Below are 15,378 nucleotides of genomic sequence, written 5' to 3'. Positions count from 1 at the left end.
CCGGACTCAATGCCGGAAATGCCGCGTACCGGTCAGCACCATCGCGATATTGCGCTCGTCGGCGGCGGCGATGACTTCGTCGTCGCGCATCGAGCCGCCCGGCTGGATCACGCAGGTCGCGCCCGCGTCGACCACCACGTCCAGGCCGTCGCGGAACGGGAAGAAGGCATCGGAGGCGACCGCCGAGCCGGCCAGCGTCAGGCCGGCGTTCTGCGCCTTGATGCTGGCGATGCGGGCCGAGTCGACGCGGCTCATCTGGCCGGCGCCGACGCCCAGCGTCATGCCGCCGCCGCAGAACACGATGGCGTTCGACTTGACGAACTTGGCGACGCGCCACGCGAACAGCAGATCGCTCATTTCCTTCGGCGTCGGATGACGCTTGGTGACGACGCGCAGCTCCGACGGCTGCACGTTCTTCGCGTCCGGGCTCTGCAGCAGCAGGCCGCCGCCGACGCGCTTCAGGTCATACTGGTTGACGCCCTTGCCGAGCGGAATTTCCAGCAGGCGCACGTTCTGCTTGGCGGCGAACACCTCGCGTGCTTGCGCGCTGAACGACGGCGCGATCAGCACCTCGACGAACTGTCTGGCGACCGCCTGCGCGGCCGTGCCGTCGAGTTCGACGTTGAACGCGATGATGCCGCCGAAGGCCGACGTCGAATCGGTCTTGAACGCCTTCTCGTAGGCCTCCAGCGCATTGGCGCCGATCGCCACGCCGCAGGGGTTGGCGTGCTTGATGATGACGCAGGCGGCGCCGTCGGCGGCCTCGAAGGACTTGACGCATTCCCATGCCGCGTCGGCGTCCGCGATGTTGTTGTACGACAGCTCCTTGCCCTGCAGCTGCACGTAGTTGGCCAGCGCGCCGTCGACCGCCTTCAGGTCGCGGTAGAACGCCGCCGACTGGTGCGGGTTCTCGCCGTAGCGCATTTCCTGCACCTTCTCGAAGGCCAGGTTCAGCGTCTGCGGATAGGCGCTGCGCGCCTGGTGCGACTTGTCCGCGCCGAGGCTGGTCAGGTAGTTGGTGATCGCGCCATCGTATTGCGCGGTATGGGCGAACACCTTGGTGGCCAGCCGGAAGTTGGTGTCGTAGCCGACCTGGTTGCCGTTGGCGCGCATTTCCTCGAGCACCGGCGCGTAGTCGGCCGGGTCGACGATCACCGTCACGTCGCGATGGTTCTTCGCCGCCGAACGCAGCATGGTCGGGCCGCCGATGTCGATGTTCTCGATCGCGTCGGGCAGCGTGCAGTCGTCCTTGGCGACGGTCTGCTGGAACGGGTACAGGTTGACCACCAGCAGGTCGATGGTCGGGATGTCGTGCTGGGCCAGCGCGGCCATGTGCTCCGGCAGGTCGCGGCGCGCCAGGATGCCGCCGTGCACCTTCGGGTGCAGCGTCTTGACGCGGCCGTCCAGCATCTCGGGGAAGCCGGTGTAGTCGGCCACTTCCGTGACAGGCAGGCCGGCATCGGCGAGCAGTTTGGCGGTGCCGCCGGTGGACAGCAGCGTCACGCCGAGCGCATGCAGTTCGCGCGCGAAGTCGACGATGCCGGTCTTGTCGGAAACGGAGAGAAGGGCTTGCTTGATCATGGTGATGGAGGACGCTTCAAAGTAAACCGTGCTGCTGCAGCTTCTTGCGCAGCGTATTGCGATTGATGCCGAGATAGGCCGCGGCCAGCGACTGGTTGCGGTCGGCACGCGCCATCACCGTTTCCAGCAGCGGCCGTTCCACCGCCTCCAGCACCATGTTGTACATGTTCGACGGCTGCTCGCCGTCCAGATCGCGGAAGTAGGCGCTCAGGCTGTCCCGGATGCATTGGTCGATAACGTTGCGGCTCATGCGGCAAGCAACTCCCTGTTGTTGTTGTTCGATGCGCCGGTCTGTGCGTCGCCTTCGTCGACATACACCAGCCGGTCGGACAGCGCGGCCTGCTCGTCGAAGAAAGCGTTGACGGCGGCCAGCTGCGCCTCGGTGCTTTCCAGTGTGTTCATCCGGTGCCGGAACAGATTGGCACCCTTGAGCCCGCGCGTGTACCAGGCAATATGCTTGCGCGCGGTACGCACGCCGGTGAATTCGCCGTAAAAGGCGTAGTGGTCCTGCAGATGCGCGTTCATGATCGCGCGGATCTCGGCCACCTCCGGCGGCGGCAGCTGCTCGCCGGTTTCGAGGAAATGCGCGATCTCGCGGAACAGCCATGGACGTCCCTGCGCGGCGCGGCCGATCATGATCGCGTCGGCGCCGGTGACCGCAAGCACGTGCCGCGCCTTCTGCGGCGTCGTGATGTCGCCGTTGGCGACCACCGGGATGCGGATCGCGTCCTTGACCGCGGCAATAGTCTCGTATTCGGCTTCGCCGTGATACAGGTCGGCGCGCGTGCGGCCGTGTACGGTCAGCATGCTGATGCCGGCGGCCTCGGCCATGCGCGCGACGCGCACCGCGTTGCGGTTGTGCCGGTCCCAGCCGGTGCGGATCTTCAGCGTGACCGGCACGCGGTCGCCGACCGCGCCGACCACCGCCTCGACGATGCGCACCACCAGCGGCTCGTTCTGCAGCAGCGCGGACCCGGCCGCGACATTGCAGACCTTCTTGGCCGGGCAGCCCATGTTGATATCGATGATCTGCGCGCCGCGGTCGACGTTGTAGCGCGCCGCCTCGGCCATCATGCCGGGTTCGGCGCCGGCGATCTGCACCGCGATCGGCTCGACCTCGCCGTCATGGTTGGCACGGCGCATGGTCTTTTCGCTCTTCCACAACTGGGCGTTGGAGGCGACCATCTCCGAGACCGCGTAGCCCGCGCCGAGCTTCTTGCAAAGCTGGCGGAAGGGGCGGTCCGTGACGCCGGCCATCGGCGCGACGAACAGGTTGTTGCGAAGGAGATGAGGTCCGATTTGCACGGCTAGGGTCCGGCGACGTCCAGAAAGGCTGGCCGTGACCGGCCGCCCAGCAGCGGTGTCACGGATCGAATGGCGAAAGGCATGCCCGGCCGAAGCAGCGTCGGCGGTGAAGCGGGGGGCATGTGCGAGGGCGGGATTTTACCGCTAAACCAGCCGGCTGCCCAAGAAATAAGCAGGGCCGATGTGCTGCGGCGCCACATCGACTCGAGCGGCCGCATCGGGCGATCCGGGCCGCAGCCCAGGCCGTCTCGCTGCCGGTCACCGCGCGGCGGCGGCCGGCTCAGCGGCGCATGCCGTAGATCATCTGGTGCGCCAACGCGTGCTTCAGCGGCGACAGGCAGGCCAGCGCGGCCAGCGAGGCACCGCGCGCGTGCGCGGCCAGCGGATAGGGGATGCCGAACACGCGCGGCAGCAGGTCGGTGACGCCGATGGTCATCGCGCGGTCGAGCCGGTGGCGCGAGCCGAAGGCGGCCAGCGCCTGCGGCGTGCAGGCGGTGCGCAGTTCGTCCGCCAGCGCGAAGGCATCGCGCAGGCCCAGGTTCAGCCCCTGCCCGGCGACCGGATGCAGGGTTTGCGCGGCGTTGCCGATCGCCACCAGCCGGCCCTTGACGGTCAGCTGCGCGGCATTGAGGCCCAGCGGGAAGGCGTGGCGCTTGCCCACCCGCGTGAATCGGCCCATGCGCGGGCCGAAGACCTCGCCGAGCTCGGCCAGAAAGCGGGCGTCGTCGAGCGCAAGGCGCCGCGCTGCTTCTTCCGGCGAGCAGCACCAGACCAGCGCATAGCCCGAGCCGCCGTCGCCATGCGGGTCGTCGTTCAGATCGTGGGGCAGCAGCGCGAGCGGACCCTGCTCGGTGAAGCGTTCCCATGCCCAGCCGGGCATCGGATGGCTGCAGGCGACATGCGAGACGATCGCGGTCTGCCCGTAGTCGCGACGGCGCGTGCCGCTGGCCCCGGCCGCGGCCATGCGCGCCACCTGCTGATGGAACAGCCCGCCCTCGGCCTGCACCGCCAGGCGCGCGCCCAGGCGGATCGGCTGGCCGTCGGGCCCGGCGCCGCGCAGTTGCACCGGCGCGGTATCGGGCGAGCCGGCGGCGACGGCCGCGGCCGCGGGACTCGTGGGGCCCGGCCGGGCTTCGCGCGCCGCACCTTCGTCGATCTGGTCGATCGCATCGATGCGCGTGTCGAACTCCCGCACCAGACGCTGCCGGCCGCCGGCGCGCCCCAGCGCGTGTTCGAGCGCCGCGCACAAGTCGCCGTAGCGGACCACATAGCCGAGCGCCGGGATGCCGTAGTCGTCGTGATGCAGCTTGACGTGGCCGAAGCGGCCGCGCTGCGACACATGGATATGCTCGATCGGCGTCGCCGCCGCGGGCCATGCGTCGAGCTGGGCCAGCAGATCGCGGCTGCCATGCGACAGCGCGATCGCGCGCGGATCGCGGGCGGCGCGCGCCGGCGTGGCCGCGTCGATCAGCGCGATGCGCCAGGGGCTGGTCTGCAGCAGCCGGCAGGCCAGCGCGAGGCCCACCGGGCCGCCGCCGACGATGGCGACATCGCAGGCGTCGCCGTGCAGTTCAGGGCTGGGCTGGGTCATCGTTGGCACCTCCGGCATCGGCACCGCTCACTGCGGCGTCGCCGCGCTGCCAGCACACCACGTCCTCGCGCGTCCTGCCGTTGCGCGCATCGCGCAGGGCGTTGTCGAGCAGCGCCTGATCGAAGCCGGGCAGCGCGCGCAGGCGCGACAGCAGCGCCTCGTGATTGACCGCGTCGAGCGGCGTCACGCAGCCTTGCTGGCGGCCGTCGGGGCGTTCCTCGCCAACCAGGATCAGCCAGGCCCTGCCGGTCCACGGTGCGCGCCGCGATACGCGCGCCACCACGCGCTCCAGCGCCTGCCATTCGAGCTCTTCGCGCTGGCCATCGGGACGATGCACCACCACGCGGTCGTCGAACAGATTGACGATGAACGGCTGTTCCGGCTCCGCCTGCGTCCGCGACGCCGCCGCATTGTCATCGGCCCCGCCGAACAGCTTTCTCAACCAGCTGACCATCACTTCTCACTCCGTTCGCGCATCAGTGCCTCGATCTCGTCCGCGTCGACCGGGACGCCGCGCGTCATCAATTCACAGGGGCCGTCGGCCGTGACCACCGCGTCGTCCTCGATGCGGATGCCGATATGCCAGTAGCGTTCCGGCACGTTCTCGGCCGGACGGACGTAGATGCCGGGCTCGATCGTCAGCACCATGCCGGCCTCGAGCGGCCGCCACGGGCGCTCGCCCTCGGCCGGTGCGGGGCCGGGCACGCGGTACTCGCCGACGTCGTGCACGTCCATGCCGAGCCAATGGCCGGTGCGATGCATGTAGAAACGCCGATAGCTGCCGCTGGCGATCACGTCGTCCACGCCGCCTTCCTTGTCGCGGTCCAGCAGGCCGGTGTCGAGCATGCCTTGCGCGAGCACGCGCACCGCGGCGTCATGCGGCACGTTGTACGGCACGCCGGCGCGCGTCTCGTCGATGGCGGCCTGCTGCGCCGCCAGCACCAGATCGTAGAGTTCGCGCTGCGCCGGCGAGAAGCGGCCCGACACCGGAAAGGTCCGCGTGATATCGGACGCGTAGCCGTCCAGTTCGCAGCCGGCGTCGATCAGGCACAGGTCGCCGTCACGCAGTTCGGCGGGGCCCGCGCGATAGTGCAGCACGCAGGCATTGGGACCGGCGGCGACGATCGAGTTGTAGGCCACGCTCTGCGCGCCGTTGCGGCGGAATTCGTACAGCAGCTCGGCTTCCAGATGGTATTCGCGCAGCCCGGCGCGGCTGGCCTGCATCGCGCGCACATGCGCCTGCGCGGAGATCTGCGCGGCGCGGCGCATGATGCCGAGCTCGCCGGCATCCTTGAACAGCCGCATCTCGTCGAGCAGCGTGCGGATATCGAGCGCGCTGGATGGCGCCACCACGCCGGCGCGGCCTTGCGTGCGTACGGCATCGAGCCAGCGGCGTACCTGCATGTCGATGCGGGTCGACGCGGCCAGCGGATAGGCGAGCAGATTCTGGTTGGCGAGCAGCTGCGGCAACTGCGCATCGATCTCCTCGATCGCATGGGCCTCGTCGAAGCCGAACACCTCCCGCGCGGCTTCGGGGCCGTAGCGGAAGCCGTCCCAGATCTCGCGCTCTTCGTGCTTGGGGCGGCAGAACAGGATGCTGCGGTCGGCGCCGCCGGCCGGCGCGGCGATCAGCACCAGCACCGCCTCGGGCTCGGTGAAGCCGCTCAGGTAATAGAAGTAGCTGTCGTGCCGGTACGGGAAGTCGCTGTCGCGGTTGCGCATCGCTTCCGGTGCCGTGGGCAGGATCGCGACGCCGCCGCCGGCGGCGCGCAGGTGATCGAGCACACGGGCGCGGCGTGCGCGACAGGCCTGGAGAAGGGCGGAATCTGGTGCGGACATGAGGGGACCGACTCGCATCGGGCAGGCAGTGAGCAATGGCCCGATTCTAACGCCGGTCGCAGCGAAAGCCTGCAGTCCCCGCCTGCGGTCGCCCCGCGCTGGCGGCACGACCGCATTGCAGCGCGCGGCGCCGCTACCGCGACAGCGCGGCGTCGAGCGCGGCCAGTTGCGCCGGCGTGCCGACGTTCTCCCAGCGGCCGGCGAAGCGCTCGCCCGTGGCCAGGCCCGCCGCGATGGCGGCGCGGTAGAACGGCGTCATCGCGACCTTCTGCCCAGGCGCGATGCCGGCGAAGGTGCGGGTGTCGTACAGGCCGATATTGCCGAAGGTCAGCCGGGCGGCGCCGTCGGCCAGCGGCGCCTCGCCGGGCAGCGACAGCGTGCCGTCGGCGCCGAGCGCGAAATCGCCCTCCGGGTGGAACGGCGGATTGGGCACCATCACCAGATGCATGCGGGGCTCCGGCGCGCCGGCCATCGCCGCGGCGCGCGGCAACAGCGCGCGGAAGTCGTAGTCGCAATAGATATCGCCCGACACCGCGACGAAGATCTGGCCCTTGTCACCGCGGCCACTGCAGCCACCGTCGCCGACGTCATCTCGCAGCAGCGGCAGAGCCTTGGCGATGCCGCCCGCGGTCTCGAGCGCCTCGCCCTCGGCCGAGTACGCCAGACGCACGCCGAAGCGGCTGCCGTCGCCGAGCGCCGCCTCGATCTGTTGGCCCCGCCAGGCGTGGTTGATCACGATCTCGGTCAGGCCCGCGCGGGCCAGCGCCTCGATGGTCCAGACGATCAGCGGCTTGCCCCCGACCTGCAGCAGCGGCTTCGGGCAGCCATCGGTCAGCGGGCGCATGCGCTCGCCGCGTCCGGCGGCGAAGATCATCGCTTTCAAATCAGGGTCTCCAGGACGAGCAGGGTGGCCATGCCGCCGGCGATGGTCCAGCCGATGCTGCGCGTGCGCGCGGCGATCGCGATGGCCACCACGCCGGCGATCAGGCGGGCATTGTCGAGGCCGATGGCCAGCTGGCCATCGCGCATCAGCAGGTCGGGCGCGATCAGCGCCGACAGCATCGCCGCCGGCACGAACTGCAGCGCGGTGCGGAACCAGGCGGGCAGGCGCACCTTGCCTTCGACGGCAATAAAGGACAGGCGAATCAGATAGGTCGCCAGGCCCGCGGCCGCCATCACGCCGAGCAGCATCCACGGGCTCATGCGGTGCGCTCCTTGCCGGCGGGGCCGCTGCGGCGCGGCAACAGCAGCATGCCGACCGCGATGCCGCCCAGCGCCGCGGCCATCAGGCCGAGCTTGTGCGGCACGCCGAAGCACAGCACCGCCAGAGCGCTGGCGGTCACCGCCGCGGCGACCTGCGAGCGATGCTTCAGGCCAGGCACGATGATGGCGATGAAGGTCAGCGGCAGAAAGAAGTCCAGCGGCCAGTGGCGCGGCACCTGGGCGCCGACCAGCACGCCGGCCAGCGTCGACAGCTGCCAGCTGCTCCACAGCGCGACGCCCGCGCCGAAGAAGTACCAGTGGCGGTAGCGCCGTTGCACCGGGTCGTCGCCGAGCCGCCGCGTCATCGCGGCAAAGGCCTCGTCGGTCAGCAGATAGGCGATCAGCGCTTTCCAGCGGCGCGGCAGATGCGCCAGCGCTGGCGCGATCGTGGCGGAGTAGAGCGCGTGGCGCAGATTGACCATCGCGACCGTGGTGGCGACGATCGCCGCCGGCGTGCCCGCCGCCCACAGCTGGGTCAGGATCATCTGCGAAGCGCCGCCGAAGACGATCGCGCTCATCGCGCAGGCCAGCCACGCGGGCATGCCGGCGCCGACCGCCAGCACGCCGTAGATCAGGCCGAACGGCACCACGCCCAGCAGCATCGGCGACAGCGCGCGCACACCGGCCCACCATTCGCCGCGCCGGGTGGGGCTGCTGGCAGCATCCATCAGAAGGTGTAGCCGGCCGGGCGCTCGACGCCTTCGAGCGTATCGAACAGGCGCACCAGCTTGCGCAGCTCGCCGTAGCGGCCGGCCACCGCGCGTGCGTACTTCAGCACCAGCGGCATGTTGGCCAGATAGCCGTCCTTGCCGTCGCGATGGTAGAGCCGGGCGAAGATGCCGAGCACCTTCAGATGCCGCTGCAGGCCCATCCATTCGAAGTCGCGGTAGAACTCGCCGAAGTCGGCCGCCACCGGCAGGCTCGCCTTGCGGGCGCGCTCCCAATAGCGGATCAGCCAGTCCAGCTGCAGCTCCTCGTCCCATTCGATATAGGCGTCGCGCCACAGCGAGACCGCATCGTAGGTAATCGGGCCGATCACCGCGTCCTGGAAGTCGAGGATGCCGGGGTTGCCGCGTTTGTCCCCCTCGTCGAGCACCATCAGGTTGCGCGAATGGTAGTCGCGGTGCACGTAGACCTGCGGCTGGGCCAGGTTGTTGGCCAGCAGCGTTTCCATGACCTCGGTCAGGTCCGCCTGCTGGCCCGCATCGAGCTCCACGCCGAGATGGCGCGCCACGTACCACTGCGGGAACAGGTCCAGTTCGCGCTGCAGCAACTCGCGGTCGTAGGCGGGCAGCGTGCCGGGCCGGGTCGCGGCCTGGATCCTGACCAGCGCCGCGGCGGCGTCGCCGTACAGCGTGCGCGAGGTGGTGATGTCCAGCTTCGACAGATAGGTGGTGCTGCCCAGGTCGGTCAGCAGCAGGAAGCCCTGCGACAGATCCTGCGCCAGCACGGTCGGCACGGTGACGCCGGCCTCGCCGAACAGCGCGGCGACATGGATGAAGGGGCGGCAGTCCTCGCGGGCCGGCGGGGCATCCATCGCAATCACGGTCGGATGCGCCGGGTTGTCGGTGCGCAGGCGGAAGTAGCGGCGGAAGCTGGCGTCGGCCGATGCCGGTACGCACGATTCGGGATCGATGGACCAATCCGGAGCGAGTCCGGACACCCACGCTTTGAGCTGGTCCTGGCGCGGGTCGAGGGGAAGTGCTGCCATGCCGGAAAGGGTCGATAAGTTGCCCCGTATAATACCCGACCAGACCCGGGCGCCGGGCGGCTCCCGGGTGGGCCCGTCCTGTGCCTGGCAGCCTGTTTGGACGGTGGCTGCGGCGGTTCTGCGCAACCGTCCCGCCGTCCGACCGACGACCCGACGCATGACCGAACAACAACGATCACGGAATCACACCGCAATCCAGGCGCCGGGCCGCCAGCCCGCGCGCCGGCCAGTCCGGGCCCTGCGCCCGCTGGTGCTGGCCATGGCCGGCTGGTCGCTGGGCGCCCATGCGCAAGGCCAGGCGGTCGGCTCGGCGATTCCCGCGCTGCCGGCTGCGGAGCCCACGGCCGAGGCGGCCGACCCGCGCCAGCCGCCGCGCCCCGGCGAACTGATCCCCTATCTGTCGGAGCCGGCCACCTGGCGCAGCGCGCCGAGCGACCCGAGCGCACCGACCTATGTCTCCGGCGACAGCATGACCGGATACAACGAGCGCGGCCTGGAACTGCAGGGCAATGCCGAGCTGCGCAGCGACGGTGCCGTGATCAAGGCCGACAAGCTGACCTACGACCAGGACAGCGACGAGGCGCTGGCGACCGGCAACGTCCGGCTCTCGCGCGAAGGCACGCTGGCGGTCGGCCCCGAGGCGAAGCTGCGCGTCGAGGCCAACGAAGGCTACATGCTGTCGCCGGACTATTACTTCCAGCAGACCGGCGGTTCGGGCACGGCCGAGCGCATCGACTTCCTGAACAAGAACGAGAGCACCATCCAGCGCGCCACCTATACCACCTGTTCGCCGGACAACGCGGACTGGTATTTCAGCGCGCGCCAGCTCGATCTGGACAGCGACCGTCAGGTCGGCACCGCGCACGGCGCCGTGCTGCGCTTCTTCGACGTGCCGATCCTGGCGGCGCCGGCGGTGACCTTCCCGCTGACCGACGAGCGCCGCAGCGGCTTCCTGGCGCCGCTGATGGCCTACAGCTCCCGTTCGGGTTTCGACCTGACGGTGCCGTACTACTTCAATATCGCGCCGAACCGCGACCTGACGCTGTATCCGCGCGTGATGAGCGAACGGGGCGTGCAGCTGGGCGGCGACTTCCGCTATATCGGCAACGGCTATGCGGGCCGCATCCGCGGCGAGTTCCTGCCGAACGACCAGAAGACCAACTCGGACCGCTGGCTGTACTCGATCCAGCATACGCAGAACCTGGCCAAGGGCCTGAACGCCTATGTGAACCTGAACCGGGTATCGGACGACCGCTATCCGGACGACCTGACGCGCACGGTCGCGCAGTCGACGCTGCGGCAGTACACGCAGGAGGGCGGGGTCACCTACAACTGGCAGGACTTCTCGCTGCTGGCGCGGGTGCAGACCTTCCAGACGCTGGCGCCGAGCCAGCCGACCTACGAGCGCGTGCCGCAGTTGAACGGCAAGTTCACGCGCTACAACTGGGGCGGCTTCGACGTGCAGATCGAGGCCGACTACACGCGCTTCCGCATCCCGCTGACGACCACCGGCTTCCAGCAGCCGCAGGGCGAGCGCGTGTTCATCCAGCCGTCGATCAGCTATCCGATCGTGCGCCCGGGCTGGTTCGTGACGCCCAAGGTCATGTTCAACGCGGCCCAGTACCAGATGGAGCCGTCGACCAACACGCCGGGGGCCAACAACACGCTGACGCGCTCGGTGCCGACCTTCAGCATCGACAGCGGCATGACGTTCGAGCGCGACGCGCCGACCATCAGCCGGCTGTTCGGCACCAGGTACCTGCAGACGCTGGAGCCGCGGCTGTTCTACGTCTACACGCCGTTCCGCGACCAGAGCGCGTTCCCGCTGTTCGACACGGTGCAGTCGGACTTCGGCTACGGCCAGATCTTCAGCGAGAATCCGTTTACCGGCTACGACCGCATCGCCGACAACAACAAGCTGACCGCGGGCGTGACCACCCGACTGATCGAGTCCGAGACGGGCATCGAACGCTTCCGTGGTACGCTGGCGCAACGCTTCGACATGAGCGGCCAACGCGTGCAGTTGACCGGCACGCTCGACGATGCGGAGAAGGGCTACTCGGACCTGCTGGGCGCCACCACCATCCAGCTGTTCCGCGGCTACTACATCAATGCCGGGATGCAGTACAACCCGGAAAACGACCGGGTGATCCAGTCGAACATCGCGTTCGCGTGGCGGCCGGAGCCGCGCAAGCTGCTGAACGTCGGCTACCGCTACCGTCGTCCGACCACGGTCACCGACAATACCGCGATCGACCAGTTCGAGATCTCGAGCCAGTGGCCGATCACGCGGCGGACCTACGGCATCGGACGTGTCGCCTACGACATGAGCGCGAACCAGCTGGTCGATACGCTGCTGGGGCTCGAATATGCCGCCGACTGCTGGGTCGGCCGGGTCGCCTACCAGCGATTCCGCAATACCACGCAGGGCTACACCGGCCGCGTGTTTCTGCAGGTGGAGTTCCGCGGCCTGTCGAAGATCGGCTCCAATCCGCTGGATATCATGAGGTTGAACGTGCCTGGCTACGAGCCTGTCTCGGCCGCGCCGATCCCTCAGACCCAGTTCGACCATTACGAATGACGGACCATGATGAAGCGTCAAGCAGTCTCCGTATTTTCCGTTACCGCGGCATCGTCGCGGCGTTCGCGCGGCATCGTGCTGTCCGCATTGCTCGCCTGCGTGGCCGTTCCGGCGGCCGCGCAGCTGAAGGCCCCCGGTGCGTCGGGCTCCACGCCGCGCGCCAGCGGCATCTTCGTGCCACAGGGTTCGCAGGCCACGCCGCCGACCTCCCCGACCCAGCCGCGCCTGGGCTCGGGCCAGCGCACCGGCCGCTCGCAGCTGGTCGACGAGGTGGTGGCGATCGTCAACAACACCGTGATCACGCGGCGCGAGCTGCTCGATAGCGCCGACGAGATCGAGAACCAGCTGCGCTCCGCCGGCCGTCCGATTCCGCCGCGCGAAGAACTGCTCGGCGAAGTGCTGGAGCGGCTGGTGATGGAGCGGGTGCAGACCCAGGCCGCGCAGGACGCCGGCATCCGCGTGACCGATCAGGAGGTCGACCGCGCGATCGAGTCGGTCGCGCAGCAGAACCGCATCAGCGTGGCCGATCTGCGTGCGCAGGTCGACCGCAGCGGCATGACCTGGGACAAGTACCGCAGCGAGCTGCGCAAGCAGGTGCAGGTGATCCGGCTGCGCGAGCGCGAGGTCGACTCCAAGGTGCAGGTGTTCGACGGCGAGATCGACAACTATCTGGCCGCGCGCGCCGCACGCAGCGGCGCCGCGCCGGCCGGCGAAGCGCAGTACGACGTCGCGCAGATCTTCGTGCGCGTGCCCGAAGGCGCCAGCGAGGCGCAGAAGGCGCAACTGCGCGCCAAGGCCGAGGGGCTGCTGAAGCAGGCCCAGGGCGGCGCGGACTTCGCGCAGCTGGCGCAGAACAATTCGGACGGCGCCGAGGGTGCCAAGGGCGGTTCGCTCGGCTATCGCGAGATCGGCCGCCTGCCCGCGCAGTTCGCCAATGCCGTGCTGGATCTGCAGCCGGGCAAGGTGGTACCGGAGGTCGTCGAAAGCCCGGCCGGGTTCCATGTGCTGAAGCTCGCCGGCAAGCGCACCGCGCCCGCCGGCGGCGATGTCGCGCCCAGCCGCATCACGCAGACGCAGGTGCGCCATATCCTGATCCGCACCGGCCCGAACATGCCCGAGGCCGAGGCGCGCCGCCAGCTGTCGACGCTGCGCGACCGCATCCAGCACGGCACCAGCTTCGCCGATATCGCCAAGCGCTATTCGCAGGACGGTTCGGCGCAGAACGGCGGCGAACTCGGCTGGGTGTCGCCGGGCGAGCTGGTCCCCGAGTTCGAGCAGGCGATGAACCGCCTGCGCCCGGGTGAAGTGTCCGAGCCGGTCACCAGCCAGTTCGGCGTGCACCTGATCCAGGTCGACAACCGCCGCGAGGTCGAGGTGTCGCCGGAGAAGCAGCGCGACTTCGCCCGCGCCGAGGTGCGCGAGCAGAAGCTGCGCGCCGCCTACGAGGATTGGCTGCGCCAGTTGCGCGAGGCCGCCTATGTCGAATACCGGACCAACCGCGAGGCGACCCGCTAAGGTATCCAGCGAAGGACCCGCCACGGGAACCGTATCGCCACCACGATGACCGCGCCGTCTGCCACATCTTCCCCGCCAACGGTTTCCGCGCATCCGGCCGCGTCGCTGCCGATCGCGATCACGACCGGCGAGCCGGCCGGCATCGGTCCGGACATCACGATCCGGGCGGTGCTGGAGCTGGCGGGCGGGAAGGCGGGCCCGCGCTTCCATGTGCTCGGCGACGCGCGGCTGCTGGCCGAACGCGCCGCGGTGCTCGGATTGGCGCAGGCATGGCAGGACAAGCTCGTTGCGGGCGAGGTCGTCGTCGACGATATTCCGCTGGCGGTGCCATGCCAGCCCGGCGTGCTCGACGCGCGCAACGGACGCCATGTGCTGGCGCTGCTCGATGCGGCGCTGGCCGGCCTGCAGCCGCAGCCGGGGCAGACCGCCCGCTATGCGGCGGTGGTCACCGCACCGGTGCAGAAGAGCACCATCAATGACGCCGGTGTACCGTTCACCGGCCATACCGAATATCTGGCCGAGCGGGCCGGTGTCGCGCGCGTGGTGATGATGCTGGCCGGCCCGCAGCCCGCGCATGCCAATGCGATGCTGCGCGTGGCGCTGGCCACCACCCATCTGCCGCTGCGCGACGTGGCCGATGCGCTCGACGTGCCGATGCTGCTCGAGACGCTGACGATCGTCGACACCGATCTGCGGCGGCGCTTCGGCCTGGCCCATCCCCGCATCCTGGTGACGGGACTGAATCCGCATGCCGGCGAGAGCGGACACCTCGGCCGCGAGGAGATCGACATCATCGCGCCGGCGCTGACGAAGGCACGCGAGGCGGGCATCGACGCGCGCGGCCCCTATCCGGCCGACACGCTGTTCCAGCCCCGGCTGCTGCGCGATGCCGACTGCGTACTGGCGATGTACCATGACCAGGGCCTGGCGCCGCTGAAATACGGCACCTTCGGCCATGGTGTCAATATCACGCTCGGCCTGCCGTTCATCCGCACCTCGGTCGATCACGGCACCGCGCTCGATCTGGCCGCCACGGGCCGCGCCGAACACGGCAGCATGATCGAGGCGATCCGCTGCGCGATCGGCATGGTCGGCCATGCCGGGCGCGACCTGCCTGGCGGCTCGCCGGCCGGACACTGAAGAGACATCGATGCGTTCCCCTGTGCACCAGGGCCATACGGCCCGCAAGCGATTCGGCCAGAACTTCCTGGTCGACGACAGCATCATTCATGGCATCGTCAATGCCATCGACCCGCACGCCGGCGACCTGGTCGTCGAGATCGGTCCCGGCCTCGGCGCGCTGACCGAGCCGCTGCTGGAGCGGCTCGATCATCTGCACGTGGTCGAACTGGACCGCGATCTGGTCGAACGGCTGCGCCGCCGCTATGGCGACCGCATGACGATCCACGCCGGCGATGCGCTGGCCTTCGATTTCGACCAGCTGAAGCAGCCCGGACGCCCGCTTCGCATCGTCGGCAATCTGCCGTACAACATCTCGAGCCCGCTGCTGTTCCATCTGATGGAGTTCGCCGATCACGTGCGCGACCAGCATTTCATGCTGCAGAAGGAGGTGGTCGAGCGGATGGTGGCCGAGCCCGGCAGCAAGGCCTTCGGCCGGCTGTCGATCATGCTGCAGGTCCGCTACCACATGGAATACGTGCTGGACGTGCCGCCGGAGTCGTTCAATCCGCCGCCCAAGGTCGATTCCGCGGTGGTGCGCATGATTCCGTGGCCGCGCCACGAGGACGGCCGGCTGCGCTCGCCGTACGCCGCGTGCGACATGACGGTGCTGGGCGACCTGGTCACCGCGGCGTTTTCGCAGCGCCGCAAGGTGCTGCGCAACACGCTGTCGATGCTGCGCGATCATGTCGACTTCGACGCGATCGGCTTCGACCTGGGCCGCCGCGCCGAAGAGGTGCCGGTGGCCGAGTACGTCGAGCTGGCCAATCGCATCGGCGGGTAAGCCCGATTTTTCTTCCCTTTCCTTCCCTC

14 protein-coding genes are annotated in these 15,378 nt (G+C 69.3%); 4 read left to right on the top strand and 10 right to left on the bottom strand.

Annotated elements, in window-relative coordinates; genetic code table 11:
- Window positions 1-6: 6 nt before the first annotated feature.
- From purH to FOB47_RS21515, 10 genes are all read right to left on the bottom strand, one after another.
- Complete coding sequence (purH, locus tag FOB47_RS21560; protein ID WP_053822388.1) at window positions 7-1,581, bottom strand: bifunctional phosphoribosylaminoimidazolecarboxamide formyltransferase/IMP cyclohydrolase; 1,575 nt, start codon at window positions 1,579-1,581, stop codon at window positions 7-9.
- A gap of 16 nt (window positions 1,582-1,597) precedes the next feature.
- On the bottom strand, window positions 1,598-1,831 hold the full coding sequence (locus FOB47_RS21555; protein WP_006578759.1) for a Fis family transcriptional regulator: 234 nt from the start codon (window positions 1,829-1,831) through the stop codon (window positions 1,598-1,600).
- The gene (gene dusB, locus FOB47_RS21550; protein WP_174782085.1) at window positions 1,828-2,886 is read right to left on the bottom strand and encodes a tRNA dihydrouridine synthase DusB; all 1,059 of its coding nucleotides are present in this window, start codon (window positions 2,884-2,886) and stop codon (window positions 1,828-1,830) included. Before dusB ends, FOB47_RS21555 begins: the two co-directional genes overlap by 4 nt.
- Before the next feature lie 280 nt (window positions 2,887-3,166).
- Complete coding sequence (locus FOB47_RS21545; protein ID WP_174782084.1) at window positions 3,167-4,477, bottom strand: UbiH/UbiF/VisC/COQ6 family ubiquinone biosynthesis hydroxylase; 1,311 nt, start codon at window positions 4,475-4,477, stop codon at window positions 3,167-3,169.
- Window positions 4,458-4,931, bottom strand: coding sequence for a hypothetical protein (locus FOB47_RS21540; RefSeq protein WP_053822385.1), 474 nt, complete (start codon window positions 4,929-4,931; stop codon window positions 4,458-4,460). Before FOB47_RS21540 ends, FOB47_RS21545 begins: the two co-directional genes overlap by 20 nt.
- The gene (locus FOB47_RS21535) at window positions 4,931-6,316 is read right to left on the bottom strand and encodes an aminopeptidase P N-terminal domain-containing protein (protein ID WP_174782083.1); all 1,386 of its coding nucleotides are present in this window, start codon (window positions 6,314-6,316) and stop codon (window positions 4,931-4,933) included. The genes FOB47_RS21540 and FOB47_RS21535 overlap by 1 nt, the downstream gene beginning before the upstream one ends.
- A gap of 133 nt (window positions 6,317-6,449) precedes the next feature.
- Window positions 6,450-7,199 carry an N-acetylmuramate alpha-1-phosphate uridylyltransferase MurU gene (gene murU / locus FOB47_RS21530; RefSeq protein WP_174782082.1) on the bottom strand — a complete coding sequence of 250 codons (750 nt, stop codon included), beginning with the start codon at window positions 7,197-7,199 and terminating at the stop codon, window positions 6,450-6,452.
- On the bottom strand, window positions 7,196-7,519 hold the full coding sequence (locus FOB47_RS21525) for an AzlD domain-containing protein (RefSeq protein ID WP_053822382.1): 324 nt from the start codon (window positions 7,517-7,519) through the stop codon (window positions 7,196-7,198). The genes murU and FOB47_RS21525 overlap by 4 nt, the downstream gene beginning before the upstream one ends.
- Entirely contained in the window at window positions 7,516-8,247 is a 732-nt protein-coding gene (locus FOB47_RS21520; RefSeq protein ID WP_174782081.1) for an AzlC family ABC transporter permease, read from the bottom strand. Before FOB47_RS21520 ends, FOB47_RS21525 begins: the two co-directional genes overlap by 4 nt.
- Entirely contained in the window at window positions 8,247-9,290 is a 1,044-nt protein-coding gene (locus FOB47_RS21515) for an aminoglycoside phosphotransferase family protein (protein WP_174782080.1), read from the bottom strand. The genes FOB47_RS21520 and FOB47_RS21515 overlap by 1 nt, the downstream gene beginning before the upstream one ends.
- A gap of 157 nt (window positions 9,291-9,447) precedes the next feature.
- Here FOB47_RS21515 and FOB47_RS21510 point away from each other — a divergent pair, with 157 nt between their 5' ends.
- The 4 genes from FOB47_RS21510 to rsmA are packed head-to-tail and all read left to right on the top strand — an operon-like array spanning window position 9,448 to window position 15,349.
- On the top strand, window positions 9,448-11,871 hold the full coding sequence (locus tag FOB47_RS21510) for an LPS-assembly protein LptD (protein ID WP_174782079.1): 2,424 nt from the start codon (window positions 9,448-9,450) through the stop codon (window positions 11,869-11,871).
- A gap of 9 nt (window positions 11,872-11,880) precedes the next feature.
- Window positions 11,881-13,386 (top strand): peptidylprolyl isomerase, encoded by a 1,506-nt coding sequence (locus FOB47_RS21505; protein ID WP_174782531.1) that lies wholly within the window; start codon window positions 11,881-11,883, stop codon window positions 13,384-13,386.
- Window positions 13,387-13,431: 45 nt separating this feature from the next.
- On the top strand, window positions 13,432-14,526 hold the full coding sequence (gene pdxA, locus FOB47_RS21500; RefSeq protein WP_151022260.1) for a 4-hydroxythreonine-4-phosphate dehydrogenase PdxA: 1,095 nt from the start codon (window positions 13,432-13,434) through the stop codon (window positions 14,524-14,526).
- Between the two features lie 10 nt (window positions 14,527-14,536).
- Window positions 14,537-15,349 (top strand): 16S rRNA (adenine(1518)-N(6)/adenine(1519)-N(6))-dimethyltransferase RsmA, encoded by an 813-nt coding sequence (gene rsmA, locus FOB47_RS21495; RefSeq protein ID WP_053823188.1) that lies wholly within the window; start codon window positions 14,537-14,539, stop codon window positions 15,347-15,349.
- The last annotated feature ends 29 nt before the right edge of the window (window positions 15,350-15,378 follow it).

This window comes from Cupriavidus gilardii (assembly GCF_013347325.1).
In the GTDB taxonomy this organism is placed as follows: Bacteria; Pseudomonadota; Gammaproteobacteria; order Burkholderiales; family Burkholderiaceae; genus Cupriavidus; species Cupriavidus gilardii.
This window is presented reverse-complemented; position numbering and strand designations above follow the sequence as displayed.